The sequence below is a fragment of the Paenibacillus sp. J2R1T-4 genome, from assembly GCF_059692235.1.
This window is the reverse complement of sequence record NZ_JCAUBA010000021.1, coordinates 46,342-59,938: the sequence shown is the minus strand read 5'-3', so window position 1 is coordinate 59,938 and position 13,597 is coordinate 46,342. Positions and strand designations below refer to the sequence as shown.

The following is a 13,597-nucleotide window of genomic DNA, read 5'->3' as shown; positions in this document are numbered from 1 at the left end:
ATGTTTAAACATACTTTTGGAGGTTATACCGATGTCAACAGTACCATCAAGAACTTTACAGCCTGTCCCTAATCCGCACCAAGATCGTGATTATTTGGTCGAGATTGAATGTCCTGAGTTTACTGCGCTCTGTCCGGTTACGGGCCAACCTGATTTCGCCACTATTACTTTTAAATATATTCCTGGGCCCTCTATAGTAGAATTGAAGTCATTGAAACAATATTTGTGGAGCTTCCGCGACGAAGGGCACTTTCACGAAGATGTAACGAATCGCATACTGAAAGATTTCGTTGATATGATTCAGCCGCGCAAGCTGGAAGTTATCGGCAAGTTCAACGTTCGCGGCGGGATTTATACAACAGTTCGGACGGAGTATGAACAACCTAAGTAATCATTACCCGAAGAATGGCAGAGTGATCCTTCATATTGATATGAATGCGTTCTACTGCTCCGTTCATGAAGCGGTAGAGCCTTCTCTGTATCAGGATAAACCTCTGGCTGTCGCGGGAAGTGTAGAATTACGCAAAGGGATCATCGTTACATCGTCCTATACCGCGAGGTCGCTAGGTGTGAAGACGGGGATGCAAGTCAGACAAGCGCTAAAGCTTTGTCCAGACTTGATCTTGCTGCAGCCAGACTTTGATTTGTATCGTCAATTCTCACGCCGCTTCATGAAGATCGCGTACGAGTATTCCCCTCTAATGCAGGCGATGTCGATTGATGAGTGCTTCGTGGATATAACAGGCTCCAGTCAATTCGGCACACCGCTCGACATTGCTTCCCAGATCCAGCAGCGGATCAAGGAGGAGCTTCGCCTGCCATGCTCGATCGGAGTAGCGCCGAACAGACTTCTCGCCAAGATGGCGTCGGACATGAAGAAGCCGAACGGATTAACTGTGCTTCGCAAAAGGGATGTACCGCAGCTGTTGTGGGACAAGCCCTGTTCGTATTTGTACGGTATTGGAACCCGGACGGCTGAGAAGCTGTCGAAGCTCAATATTACTACTATTGGACAACTAGCCGCTGCTGATGAAGCATTCCTGGTTCGAGAGTTCGGAGTAAACGGATCCTGGTTGAAGCTGGCTTCCAATGGAATCGACGATTCGCCGGTATTGGAAGAACGGGAACCAAGCAAGTCAATCGGGCATACAACTACATTACCGCAAGATATTGCGGGCTTCACCGAAGTGTCACGCATATTCCTGAACCTGGCCGATCAAGTAGCCCGCAGGCTCAGAAAACAGCAGTTTGTCACGGGTACGATTCAGATTACGATTCGCGACCCAGCCATGAAAACAATCAATCGTGCCCTAACTTTGCCTGCTCCGACAGAAAATGCGGACGAGATTCATAAAACCGCATGCAGCTTATTCGCCAAGCATTGGAAGGAAGGCAAGCCGATTCGGTTGCTAGGAATTACGCTGCAAAGTCTTCAACCCAAGCAAACGGCCACCATTCAATTAGATCTGTTCGACTACGAGGAGAAGCCGCGTAAAGAGCAGTTAAACAAAACGATGGATAAGATCCGTGATAAATACGGGGAGAGCGCCATTCTTACAGCAGGCATGCTGGGGGATGATCCTTCGTCCTTAATTCGGAATCATAAGGTTCGGGGTACATCTTTGCAGATGGATCACCTCCGCCAACCTAAAGAGGAGGACGAAGCATGAGGAGAGAGCGTGGAGCCGATACCGATAAGTTGAAACAGGAAACTCAGAATAAGAGCCGGATTCCAGTTATCGGGTTTGCCGGATTCTCAGGAAGCGGGAAAACTACACTTGCTGTCGAGGTCATAAGGAGCTTGGAGCTTGAAGGTAAGCGGGTTGCCGTCGTCAAGCATGATGGTCATGGACACTACAAGGAAGCAGAAGGTACAGACTCTGCTGCTTATAGGGCTGCAGGCGCATCAACGGTGGCGGTTGTTTCTCCGGATAGTCTAGTGATCTATGAGAAAAAGGCCGAACCGACATTAGAAGACGTGCTCCAAAAGCTCTATCATAACGAGAACAGCTTTGATTTGATTGTGGTGGAAGGCTTTAAAGCAAGTCCCATTCCTAAAATCGCTGTTGTGCGGGAGGTTAAGCATTTATCCATCCTCGATCATGTTGGTACTGAATTGCTTGCGATAGCGGCTTCCAAGGAACTATATACTGATTCTGCTAACGTGCCCATGTTTGATTTGGACGATCCCTCGCAAATAGTTCGTTTCATTATCCAGTATATGGAGGAACGGTCAGGATGAGATCTAGGAATAAGTTGTTCGTAATAGACATAAGTTAGCTTGGGATGGAACAGGTTGTCTCAAAGTGTTTGAACTTTCTATGGATTTGTATTATATTCTATAATGAGGCTATTATTTAAGGAGGATTACCACGATGGCAAAGTACACATGGGTCGAAAAAGATACTTGCATCGCTTGCGGTGCTTGCGGAGCGACTGCACCTGATATTTATGACTATGACGATGAAGGTTTGGCTGAAGTAATTTTTGACGGAGACGACAACCACGGAAACACTGAGATTCCGGACGATCTCTATGATGATTTGCAGGATGCTTCTGACGGTTGTCCGACAGATTCCATCAAGATTGGTGACAGCCCGTTCAATAAGTAATATACGATGTTGTATATTATTTGAAGTCAATAGCCCTGGGAAACCAGGCTATAGGCTTCTTTTACATCGAATAAACATAGCCGTATCCATTCTCGCTGAGAGAAGGATACGGCTATTGTCGGTTCTATGCTTATAAAGGATTCGTAATTCCGATAACCTCATACAATTTGGTTGGGATGGATTTATTCTTGAACAACTTCTCCCCTGCATATGTGTATTCGATGTACTGGTGTGTTTTCAGGTATGTTTGCTCGGATACTAGAATTTGTCCGGCTGTCGTACTGGATTCGATTCGAGCTGCCGTGTTGACATTATCTCCAATTACAGTATAGTCAACCCGCAAGTACGATCCGATATTACCCACGACCACATTTCCTGAATTAATCCCAATCCCGACATTGACTGTAATGCCATGCTTTTTCTCGATCTCTTCTCGAACGCCAACCATCGCTTGTTGGATATCGTAACCCGTCTTAACAGCATAGTACTCATGATTCGCAACGTCTAATGGCGCATTGAAGATTAACATCGCCGCATCTCCGATAAATTTGTCTACGGTTCCCTTATTCTGCAATGTAACACTCGTGATCACGTCGAACATAGTGTTAAGGAAATCAACGACTTCCTCCGGCTTCAGCTTCTCGGATAGAGCCGTGAAACCGCGAATGTCCAGGAACAGGATGCTTAGATCTTTATTCATCCCACCTAATTGAAGCTCCTGGTTACTGGCTGCGATCTGCTTGACCAGCTCAGGGGAGATGTATCTACCGAATTGCTTCGTGATGAAGTTCTTCTGTTTGGTCTCGTAAAATGTCTTGGTTGCAATATTGACGACGAAGGTCAAATAAATGGCAACCAATGGATTAACGGAATCGATGAACAGTCCTTTGGTAGCAAAAAGCTGATACTGCAGGAATAAAATGCCCAAGGTGAGCACGAATATACCGGCTAGTGTAAGGAAAGGTTTGATACGCCAAGAGGCAAAGGCGAACAACAGGATGACGCCAAACATAATGCCAATCGTTGTCCATTGATTCAAATTAGTGACATTCTGACCGCTCAGCAACTGGGATACGATGTTAGCATGGGCGTAAACCAGGTTCATATGCTTTTCAATTGGCGTGATTCCTTGGTCTGAGCCTGGTGCTACATAACCGATCAGAACGATTCTGTCTTTGAATGTGTCCTTAGGCAACGTTCCGCTTAATACTTTTGAGAAAGAAATCGTAAAGAAGTCTTTGGTCATCGCTTGATAATTGATGGTAAGTTCTTTTTGAGGATTATTGACTAAATATTTGTCTACATCTGTTCCGACCATCTGGGCGATTTTCAAACCAAGGGAAGGAAGCACTCCGTCTGCTGTATCAAGCTCCAACCAAGTTTTGCGAATCACTCCATCGTCATCGAACAAGGCGTTAATATGGGCGGTTTGAGATACTTTGCCCAAGACGTCAATAGGTTTGGTTACATCATGAGCCATGATTCTTTCATCCGCTTTGACTTTCGTAGATCGGCTGAATTGATTCTCTAATACGGCCACAGAGGGGATAATAACGTTCTTGTACTTGGCTAGATCATCCGCGAATGCTTTGTCACTCTCGGGATTACTTGAGTTATTGAACATTACATCGAAAGCAATAACCTTAGCTCCAGACTCTTCCATAATATTGACAAGTTTGCCGTAAAGCTTTCTGTCGAACGGATAAGCTCCGTAATCTTGGAGTGATTTCTCATCAATCCCGATTACAATAATGTCCTCATGCGGCATTCCGGTCATCGACCACTTGGATATGTAGCTGTAAATAGTGTTCGAAAACGATTGAAAGCTGCCTAATGTAAATAAGAGCACTGTAAGCAATAAAACAATAAAGTTTCCTAATATAATAGCCGTTTTTTTACTCAATTCCGCTTCCCCTTTCATTCCCTTGAAAATATCAAATTCCTTATTATCAAACAGAACGTAGCATAATTTTCCTTCAGAAACAACAATATTCCAATGTATTTTCAAAATGTTTGTTTTATGTCGCTCCATATCAAAAGATCCTATATGCCGAAAAGAGCAATTCGAATTATTTATTAGATGTCGAGAAGAGTCGCAATGTTAGTTCGTTAGTCGCCTATTAGGTAATTTGTTCTGATTTATATGTCACAAATGAAAATCTTCTGGTATAATTTAGATGCGGATTTTTGGGGATTTTTGACATGGTTTTTCTGAAGTTTTAAGTAAACTATTACATAGATTTAGCCGATTATTTTAAGAGAGACAGAGATTCAATAACGGAGAGGAGCATGTGTCGATTGTGAGGAAAACGAGTAAATTTAGACGTAAAGGGATAGCTAAGCTCATTAGCATTACTGTAGTGTTCGGTATGGTATCGCAAGGGTTTACGGGGGTAGCACTTGCTAAGGAAACACGTGCAGCAATTGCTGTCACCGTAGAAGGAACCGTCCTGGTTACCAAGGCGGGCGGTTCGAACGCTTATCGTGCATTTGAGGAAATGAGTCTTAGTCAGGGAGACCATCTCAAGACAGAAGACGGCTCAAGTATTGTTCTGCAAATTGTCGATCAAGAGGATGAAATTACGATTGGACCCAATTCCGACTTATACATATCAAGCTTGCTGCAAACCGATAGCAACGCCAAGAAGTCCAAGTTCAAGATGTGGGCCGGATCTGTCTGGTTCAAGGTGAAGAAGCTGGTGAGCGAGGACGACGAGTTCGAAGTAGAAACGCCTACTGCAGTCATGGGTGTACGCGGTTCCAATGGATATATAGAAGCGAAGCTAGGGCAAATTTATGCCATGATGACATCGGGGATCCTAGAGTCTCAAAGTACAACCAGTTCTTCTGATAACGAGGCCGGCGGCTCGACAACACCTATTTACCCAGGCCAGCAATTCACTTTTGTTGAGGGGCAGGATTCCGATATTGGACCGACTGGGTTAGATGTGAATGAATTTGTAAAAAATGCACCACCGAGTGTAATTAAGAAGTTGATTGAGTCCATGCAAGCCATTCAAGAAGAAAATGATGCATTTGTCCGCAGTATTCAAGCGGGTGAGAAGACCGTTGACTCCAAAACGGGTCTCGCTCTTACTGATGCAAGTGTATTGAACAAATTTGCAGACAATCTGAATAACCTGATCGGAAACGTGGCGAAGACAGCAGCAGATGAGAACAAGCTGAGCAAGGACGAGATTAAGAGTTTGATAGATAAAGCCAATGCATCCATTACAGATCCGAATAAGAAGCTTGACCTGAACAACGTGAAGCCTTTCGACAAAACGGTGGGAACCGACCCTGAGGCGGAGAAAGCGAAGAAGGAATTATTAGATAAGCTGCAGAAGGAAAAGCTCGAGAAGCAAGAAAAAGAAAAGAAAGAATTGGAAGAGAAGCAAAAACGGCTCGCAGATTTATTGAAGAAGTTGGAAGAAGATAAGAAGAGGATCGAAGAAGCGAACAAAAAGGCTCAAGAGGAGCAAAAGAAGAAAGCAGAAGAGTTGTTGAAACAACAAATGGACGCAGCCGCAAAAGCAGCATTTGAAGCCGCGAAGGCAAAGTTAGAGGAAGAAAAATTGCAGCAGGAGCAACAACAGCAGCAGAATCAGCAGACGCCGTCAGAGCCGACGAATAACAACAATACTGGCGAAGATCCGGTTGACTCAACTGCTCCTAGCAAACCGGTTGTCCGCTCCGTACCTGCTGCGGTCAAGAATCCGAATATCACGATTACGGTAGATGCTGAAGCGGGTTCGACTGTTAGAGTGAAGCTGGGCTCGAGTATTAGAGGGAATGCATCTGCTAATCCCGCAGGTGTCGCGAATGTTCCTATTACATTGACCAATGGGAATAACCAGCTCAGTGTTACCGCTACGGACGCTGCTGGCAATGAGAGTCTGGCGGCTACGTTTGAGGTTACACTCGATACAACCCTGCCTTCTGCGAGCCGCTTAATCGTTAACAACGGGAATACAACTGCATCATCAGCTGAAGTTAATTTGAAATTCTTGGATGTTACAGAACAGATCGTTTCCGTAATTATTGCGGATAATTCAAGCTTTACTTCTGCTGTCACGAAGAGCTATGATCCTGCAGGGATCTCGCATACACTGCTTGCGAATAACGGAACAAGTATTGTGACACGAGACATCTATGTGAAGCTGGTCGATCGAGCCGGCAATGAATCCAATCCATTCACGGGCAATATCGAGTTACTGCCGTCATCGATGCCAGGTAAGGCTGTTACAATCACAGCTTCATCCGATCAATTAACAGCTTCAGGGGACGAGATTACATTAAGACCTAATGATAATTTGTTTGTGAATATTGTGTTGAATGATTTGGTCGATGCGCAAGCCGTCTATGGCGCGGAAATTCATATGCAGTATAATAGTGCGCTTTCCTTTCATCCATTACATGGTACAGACCCAAGCTTCAATGGGAATCAAATATTCGCAAGTGAATCCAGTATAGCGAATTTACAGGAATACCCAGCGAATGAAGATCATATTAAAGAAATCGTATATACGATTTCGAAGTATCCATCAGCGGATTCAGGTACTAGTGGAATTCCGGTTACGGGTTTCAAACGATTGATCCAAATTCCTTTACTTGCTGCTCCTTCGTTCGATAGTTCCGAGTCGTTTACAAGAACACTACAATTCGAGATCATGTTAGTCGATAAAGACGGAGAAGTCATTTTTAACTCCGTGAGTCCGATCCTTATTGAGATCCTATTTGATGGCAGTGGTGCAAAATTGTAGTGTTTTGAGAGAACTGAGCCAAATAATTTTGGATATATAAAGGAGAACGAGATGAAACCACTGCGTAAACTTAGTATTCCAATGCTTGCAGTTTCCCTTCTTATGGGCAGCACAACCGCATGGGCAGGTAAGATCGATCAAGCAACAGTAGGCATCGACAATCAGATTCTAGGAAGTGTGACTACGGTTGCCGGAAAAGGGGAATTAGGTGAGGAGAATGGTCCGCCTGCATCCGCATTGTTCCGCAGTCCATGGAGTATTGCAGCTATGCCAGATGGCTCCGTAGTTATTGCGGATTCCAAGAGTCACTTAATACGTAAACTAAGTAATAATGCTGTGTCGACATTCGCTGGTATTACATTTAAAAAAGATGCTTATGAGAATCCGATAGGCGGGCTCGCAGATGGCAAAGCGGAAGTATCCGTCTTTGAACAACCGAAGGGCATCACTGCCGATCTACAAGGGAATTTATATATTGCAGATTCAGGCAATCATGCTATACGCAAAATAGACACTGCCGGTAATGTAACGACGGTTGCAGGGAATGGAGTAATTGGAAGTAAGGATGGAAAAGGGAAAGATGCTTCCTTCCACTCCCCGCAGGATGTAGCGATAGCGGCTAATGGTACGCTCTATGTTGCAGATACTTTAAATCACGCTATACGGATAATTTCAGCGACTGGTGATGTATCTACGCTGAATGCTCTATCTACTAGAGTTGTAGAGGTAGTACCGGGGCAGGCTGTTCCGGGAGGAGATTATAAGGATGGCGATTTGAAGACTGCCTTGTTCAATGAGCCCGCGGGACTCGCTCTTGATGGCAAAGGCAATCTATATGTAAGTGATACCGGCAATCAATTGATTCGATATATTGACCTGTCTGCTGGAAAGGTTACTACGGTTGCTGGTCTTGTGCCAGCCAATAACGCATCTCTATATGAGAAAAGTGCGCTATATGCTGCAGGTGACCTTATTGATGGCGATGCAAGCAAGGCTCAGTTCAATTTCCCTAAAGGTCTTGCCGTTACGGACCAGGGAGGTCTTATTATCGCGGATAGCTTGAACCACTCTATACGTTATTTGAAAGATCAAGTTGTCTATACACTGGCTGGAGATACAGATGGGTTAAGCGGGTTCACGGATGGTGCGGAACGGTCTTCCGGATTGCAAAATCCGACTGATGTGACTGTTGCAACGGATGGCAGCATCTGGATAGCGGATTCCTATAACAATAAAATTCGTAAATTAGAATTCTATGAACTTCCGACAGGCATTACAAATGATGGAGTAGTGAAAGTTGTGAACGGGACTAACCTCATTCCTTTCGAAGCTCAACCTGAGAATGTGAATGGCCGTGTATTAGTTCCAGTGCGAGCTGTTACAGAAGCGCTTGGTTATACAGTTAGCTACAACGAGAATGTGGCCACAGGGGAAAGAACGGTTCGTCTGACCAAAGGTACAATAAGTGTAGAGTTAACGATCGGCAAGCAAGAGATTAAGAGAATAGTACCTAACACACCAGATGTGGTCAAGCCAATCGATGTGGCTCCGTATATTAATCATGATCTAACTTACGTTCCGATTCGTTTCTTCGCTGAAGAGCTTGGACAAAATGTACAATGGCATCAGGATACCCAGACCGTTATCATAAGATAACTACATACTTGATTCTTTTACTATCATAGGCCGGCACAAGTGCTGGCTTCTTTTTTTGTAAATGCTGGTTTAGCGAAGGAGCGGAGAAGCTAGATGACACGGATAATAAGTTCAATTGTAATCATTTGTATCGTATTAAGTATGAGTTCATTTCCAGTACTAGGTGCAAGTAAAGCATCTGCCAAAGAAAATCGTGCTGCTATTGTAACGAGCGTGTCAGGAACCGTTATGGTGACCAAAGCTGGAGGATCAAATGAGTATCAAGCATTCCAAGAAATGAGCTTGAATCAGGGAGATCATATCCGGACAGAATCAGGAGCTAGCCTAATTCTGCAAATTGTTGACCAGGAGGATGAGGTGACGATCGGTGAGAATACTGACATGTACATCTCAAGTCTGGTTGAAGCAAGTGGCGGGGGGAAGAAATCTAAGCTTAAGATGTGGGCAGGCTCGATGTGGTTCAAGGTCAAGAAACTTGTGAGCGCAGAAGATGAATTTGAGGTGGATACCCCAACAGCAGTTATGGGTGTTCGCGGCTCTAATGGGTTTATTGAATCCAGGTTTGGACAAATATTCGCGATTATGGCCTCTGGAGTACTCCAAGCATCCCCTAGCAATAGCAATGATGATTCAGGCAGCGGAGACGGCGGATCAGCATATGTATATCCAGGACAACAGATTCAGCTCTCCGGCGATGGAGCAGACGCTTCAACGGGAGTAATGCCTCTAGATATCGATGAATTTATAGCAAAAGCCCCAAAAGAAATGATCGAGAAGTTAATCACAACCATTGAACAAATTCGTGAGGAAAATGAAACGATGGTGAAACAGGTTGGGGATGGATCGAAGGTGATTGATCCAAAATCCGGACTTTTGTTAAGTGATCAAGCTTCGCTTTCCAGTTTTGGCGCCAACCTTAACAATCTAGTAGCTAACGTGGCAAAGGCTGCTCTGGACGCCAAGAAATTCGAACCGGATGAGATGAAATCGATTATTAATAAAGTGAATGAGAGCAGCTCAGGAGAGAAAATCGATTTGAACAATGTCAAACCGTTCGACAAAAGCATTGCAACCAATCCTGACGTCATAAAAGCAAAGGAAGCGGAGCTTGCTCGACTTGCGGAAGAGCGGAGAGCAAAGCAAGAAGAGCGACGCTTGCAAGAAGAAGAAAAACTACGTCAAAATGCTGCATTGCTTGCTCAAATAGAAGAAGAAAAGAAAAAGCAGGATGAAGCTAATCGCCAAGCACAAAAGGAGCAGAAGGAACAAGCAGAGCAAGCTTATAAGAGCGGCTTATCGGAGGAGGAAAAGGCTAAGTTCGAAGAGGATAAGGTAAAGGGAAGCAGTAACAGCCCAACACCAACACCAACACCAACACCAACGCCAACGCCGACACCGACACCAACACCAACACCAACACCAACACCAACACCAACACCAACGCCAACGCCGACTCCAACACCAACGCCAACTCCTTCGAAGCCTGTGCTAACAGCTCTTCCAACCTATTGGAATGCTGCAAGCAGCCAACGAATCGAGGTCCAAGCTGAAATAGGTGTAATCATCAAAGCTTATATAGGAAGCAGTGCAACTCCGTTCTATACTTCACCCAAAACCACTGCCAACACATCGATAATTCCAGTGGCATTAAGTGAGGATGGAGTGTATACATTCCGAGTGACTGCTACTAATGATGCAGGAATTACGAGCTTACAAAGCCAAGTAAGTGTGACCCTAGATAAGATCAAACCTGCCCAACCTGCAGTGAGTACAACTCCTCCATACTGGAATGCAAGCAGCGACAAGAGCTTACAGGTTCGAGCAGAGGCAGGATCTGTCATTCATGTCTACAATAATGGGACGCATCTTGTGGGAACAGGCACAGGCAACGGTACAACACCAGTATCAATACCCGTTAGCGTTCCTAACAATGGAGAGTACAACTTTACTGTGAAGGCAACTGACGCAGCAGGTAATGAGAGCACTCCGGCGACAGTACCTCTTATCAAAGTCGACACCATAGCACCAACGGGTACGATCGAAATTGTTGGAGCCGTAGGGAATGTTGTTCATTCGAACATAGTGGATCTTAAACTCACAACTGACGGTGCCCATGCTTATACGGAGATGAGTGTCTCGAATTCGGATGTTTCCGGACCTTACAGTAACTGGGAAACCTTCAGCCCCGCAAAATCTAATTATCACTTATCAGCGGGGATAGGCGCCAAGACTGTAAGCATGCGTTTGAGAGATGAGGCGGGCAATGTATTTACTACATCCGTTCATGTGATGGTAACGAATTACGTAATTGTTATTAATGGAGGTTCTCTCACAACAGCATCAAGGAATGTTAATCTACAATTAACTCCACCTGATGAAGCAACTGAAATGTTGCTCTCAGAATATGATGACTTTGCGGATGTTTATGAAGAGAGCTGGGTTCCAAAATCGGGCAATGTGAATTTCACATTATCAACTGGAAAAGCGCACAACACCATTTATGTGAAATTTAGAGACAGTGCACAGGCAGAGTTAACAAATATTTATAGCGCTTCGATCCAATTATTAAATCAGGTATATTTAGAAGCGAGCGATGGTATTGGTGAGGTTACTAATCTTGAATTAAGAATGGCTAATTTCACTGGGCCAAATGCTTTCTATGCCGTTGAGGTGCATTTGAATTATGGAGGCTTTTATTTGAGTGAAGGGTCACCTGACGCAGAACCTACGATCTTTGATCCAGAAGCTAGTGCTCAAATTGTGAACGCGGACTATTCCTCTCTTGTTTACATTGTTACTAACTTCGATACCGGGACCGGCAGTGATAATATAACAGTTAATGGTGAAGGGTTACTGATTAAACTTCCCTTCCAACGATCTGAAGGATACGGATACTTTAGCATTAGCGAAGTACGGGTAATCAACAAAACTCTCCAACAAATGGATGTGATTTATGGATCCGATCTTGAATGGGGGCATCCAGTGTAATTCAACGGTCCTATTACCGATAACATCAATAGGATACAAATAACACTTACTATCGAATAGGGTGGTGGCCGTCAGCAGTGAACAACCTCCACATCAATCAACGAGATGCATTAAAGGAATACGTTCAGAAGCATCCACACAATAAGATGGCCTGGTACTTGCTTGGAAAGGATTATGCGGAACATGGAGAAATAGCCAAAGCGAAGTATTGCTACATTCGAGCAGGGGAAGTATACGAAGCTTACGAGGACATCCCGCTGCCGGACATCAAAGTTGATCGTCCCTTGGATAAATCCGATAATCCCTTGCGTGAGTCAAGCCGTAAATCGAGAAGTTCAATGCGACAATCCTGGAAGTGGATGCTGGCTTGGCTCGCCATGGTCTTGCTGCTAGTACAGACCGATCATGCCGCGGATAACTCGGGATCCAAGCTTGCTGCTGCGGCTGCCAATTCCAACTCTCAATCGACGGCAACAGGGATGCAATCGCCAGCGGCACATGGGGAAGAAGCTCTCCTTAAGAAGCCACAAACCGTTGTACATTATGCGGAGGGCAATCTCAGCACAATCAAGCGTCAATCTGATCTTGTCAGCCCCATTCTATCTGAAGTGATGGATGGAGCTCTGACTGCTCTGCTGGTCCAAGCTCCGCCAGTCGGGACGAAGTGGAAGGATTGGCAGGCAGAGCCGAAGCTCCTGTTCAGTGCCGAGAAAACGGTTGAAAGCGATGGCGCATACAAGTTGTCGGAATATGATAAAGAATTGTGCTCTTGTGAGCCTGGAGATGCTTCACAAGCGAAGCAGCAGTTCAATGCTTGGAAGTCGGAGGAAGAACAGAGGATGATTGTACGCTCTGCGCTCAAAGGCTATCAATCCATAACCGGCAAGCTTCCGGAGTCGGTAGATAAGCTGACTCAGGATTATCCGAATAATTTCTTGTCCGGACTCACTCCGTTAATGAGAGCAGCAGCGGAAGAGGTGATCAATGATCCATCCTCTCCAACCAGTACCATCGAGCAGCAGCCCAATCTCCAACAATCCCAATCAGCAGCACCACAATCCATCTCTTCCACTGACCTGTTAAGTGGACCGCTGCAGATTATCGTGGACAAATCGACGCATAGGCTGGCTTTGGTTAACGGTAATATGATTGTGCGTTCATATCCAGTAGGACTTGGAGGCAACCGCACCCCGGAGGGTGAATTCACGATAAGCGAAAAAGTGCGGAATCCGAATGGAAGAGACAATGGAGAATTCGGCAGCCGCGGCATGACACTGTCCGATACTCTGTTCGCAATTCATGGCACGAATCAACCTACCAGTATCGGTTCCGATCGATCGCTAGGATGTGTTCGAATGTTGAAGGGCGACGTAGAGGAGCTCTTCGATATGGTTCCCATGGGAACCAAGGTGATTATAGGAACAGGCTTATTGCCTGCGGACATATTACGATCCAAGTCCCCTTTCAGCCTCCCTGTCAAAGGGAACGAGACCAACCCGACCAAAGTTTATCGTTGGTTGACATAAGCTGCAATATAAAAGGCGTGCAGGTTTCTCTGCACGCCTTTTCAATGAATGA

9 protein-coding genes are annotated in these 13,597 nt (G+C 45.0%); 8 read left to right on the top strand and 1 reads right to left on the bottom strand.

Annotated features, from left to right (window positions below):
- Positions 1 to 31: 31 nt before the first annotated feature.
- The 4 genes from queF to AC58QD_RS26710 all read left to right on the top strand — a co-directional run bounded on the left by queF (position 32) and on the right by AC58QD_RS26710 (position 2,612).
- Positions 32 to 391 carry a preQ(1) synthase gene (gene queF / locus AC58QD_RS26725; RefSeq protein WP_497338088.1) on the top strand — a complete coding sequence of 120 codons (360 nt, stop codon included), beginning with the start codon at positions 32 to 34 and terminating at the stop codon, positions 389 to 391.
- Complete coding sequence (locus AC58QD_RS26720) at positions 375 to 1,670, top strand: DNA polymerase IV (RefSeq protein WP_497338087.1); 1,296 nt, start codon at positions 375 to 377, stop codon at positions 1,668 to 1,670. Before queF ends, AC58QD_RS26720 begins: the two co-directional genes overlap by 17 nt.
- On the top strand, positions 1,667 to 2,242 hold the full coding sequence (gene mobB / locus AC58QD_RS26715) for a molybdopterin-guanine dinucleotide biosynthesis protein B (RefSeq protein ID WP_497338086.1): 576 nt from the start codon (positions 1,667 to 1,669) through the stop codon (positions 2,240 to 2,242). The genes AC58QD_RS26720 and mobB overlap by 4 nt, the downstream gene beginning before the upstream one ends.
- A gap of 133 nt (positions 2,243 to 2,375) precedes the next feature.
- On the top strand, positions 2,376 to 2,612 hold the full coding sequence (locus tag AC58QD_RS26710) for a ferredoxin (RefSeq protein WP_477545511.1): 237 nt from the start codon (positions 2,376 to 2,378) through the stop codon (positions 2,610 to 2,612).
- Positions 2,613 to 2,742: 130 nt separating this feature from the next.
- On the opposite strand, the gene AC58QD_RS26705 is transcribed toward AC58QD_RS26710, so the two are convergent.
- Positions 2,743 to 4,515 (bottom strand): CHASE2 domain-containing protein, encoded by a 1,773-nt coding sequence (locus AC58QD_RS26705; RefSeq protein ID WP_497338085.1) that lies wholly within the window; start codon positions 4,513 to 4,515, stop codon positions 2,743 to 2,745.
- A gap of 397 nt (positions 4,516 to 4,912) precedes the next feature.
- On the opposite strand from AC58QD_RS26705, the gene AC58QD_RS26700 reads away from it, so the two are divergent.
- The 4 genes from AC58QD_RS26700 to AC58QD_RS26685 all read left to right on the top strand — a co-directional run bounded on the left by AC58QD_RS26700 (position 4,913) and on the right by AC58QD_RS26685 (position 13,545).
- The gene (locus AC58QD_RS26700; protein ID WP_497338084.1) at positions 4,913 to 7,375 is read left to right on the top strand and encodes a FecR domain-containing protein; all 2,463 of its coding nucleotides are present in this window, start codon (positions 4,913 to 4,915) and stop codon (positions 7,373 to 7,375) included.
- A gap of 51 nt (positions 7,376 to 7,426) precedes the next feature.
- Positions 7,427 to 9,031: a stalk domain-containing protein gene (locus tag AC58QD_RS26695; RefSeq protein ID WP_497338083.1), complete on the top strand. Its 1,605-nt coding sequence runs from the start codon at positions 7,427 to 7,429 to the stop codon at positions 9,029 to 9,031.
- A gap of 93 nt (positions 9,032 to 9,124) precedes the next feature.
- Positions 9,125 to 12,019 (top strand): FecR domain-containing protein, encoded by a 2,895-nt coding sequence (locus AC58QD_RS26690; protein ID WP_497338082.1) that lies wholly within the window; start codon positions 9,125 to 9,127, stop codon positions 12,017 to 12,019.
- Positions 12,020 to 12,096: 77 nt separating this feature from the next.
- Entirely contained in the window at positions 12,097 to 13,545 is a 1,449-nt protein-coding gene (locus tag AC58QD_RS26685) for a L,D-transpeptidase (RefSeq protein WP_497338081.1), read from the top strand.
- Positions 13,546 to 13,597 lie beyond the last annotated feature (52 nt).

Excerpts from the sequence above, each read along its gene's own strand:
- queF (WP_497338088.1), top strand. The coding sequence starts at position 32 with ATGTCAACAGTACCATCAAGAACTTTACAGCCTGTCCCTAATCCGCAC.
- AC58QD_RS26720 (WP_497338087.1), top strand. The coding sequence starts at position 375 with ATGAACAACCTAAGTAATCATTACCCGAAGAATGGCAGAGTGATCCTT.
- mobB (WP_497338086.1), top strand. The coding sequence starts at position 1,667 with ATGAGGAGAGAGCGTGGAGCCGATACCGATAAGTTGAAACAGGAAACT.
- AC58QD_RS26710 (WP_477545511.1), top strand. The coding sequence starts at position 2,376 with ATGGCAAAGTACACATGGGTCGAAAAAGATACTTGCATCGCTTGCGGT.
- AC58QD_RS26695 (WP_497338083.1), top strand. The coding sequence starts at position 7,427 with ATGAAACCACTGCGTAAACTTAGTATTCCAATGCTTGCAGTTTCCCTT.
- AC58QD_RS26690 (WP_497338082.1), top strand. The coding sequence starts at position 9,125 with ATGACACGGATAATAAGTTCAATTGTAATCATTTGTATCGTATTAAGT.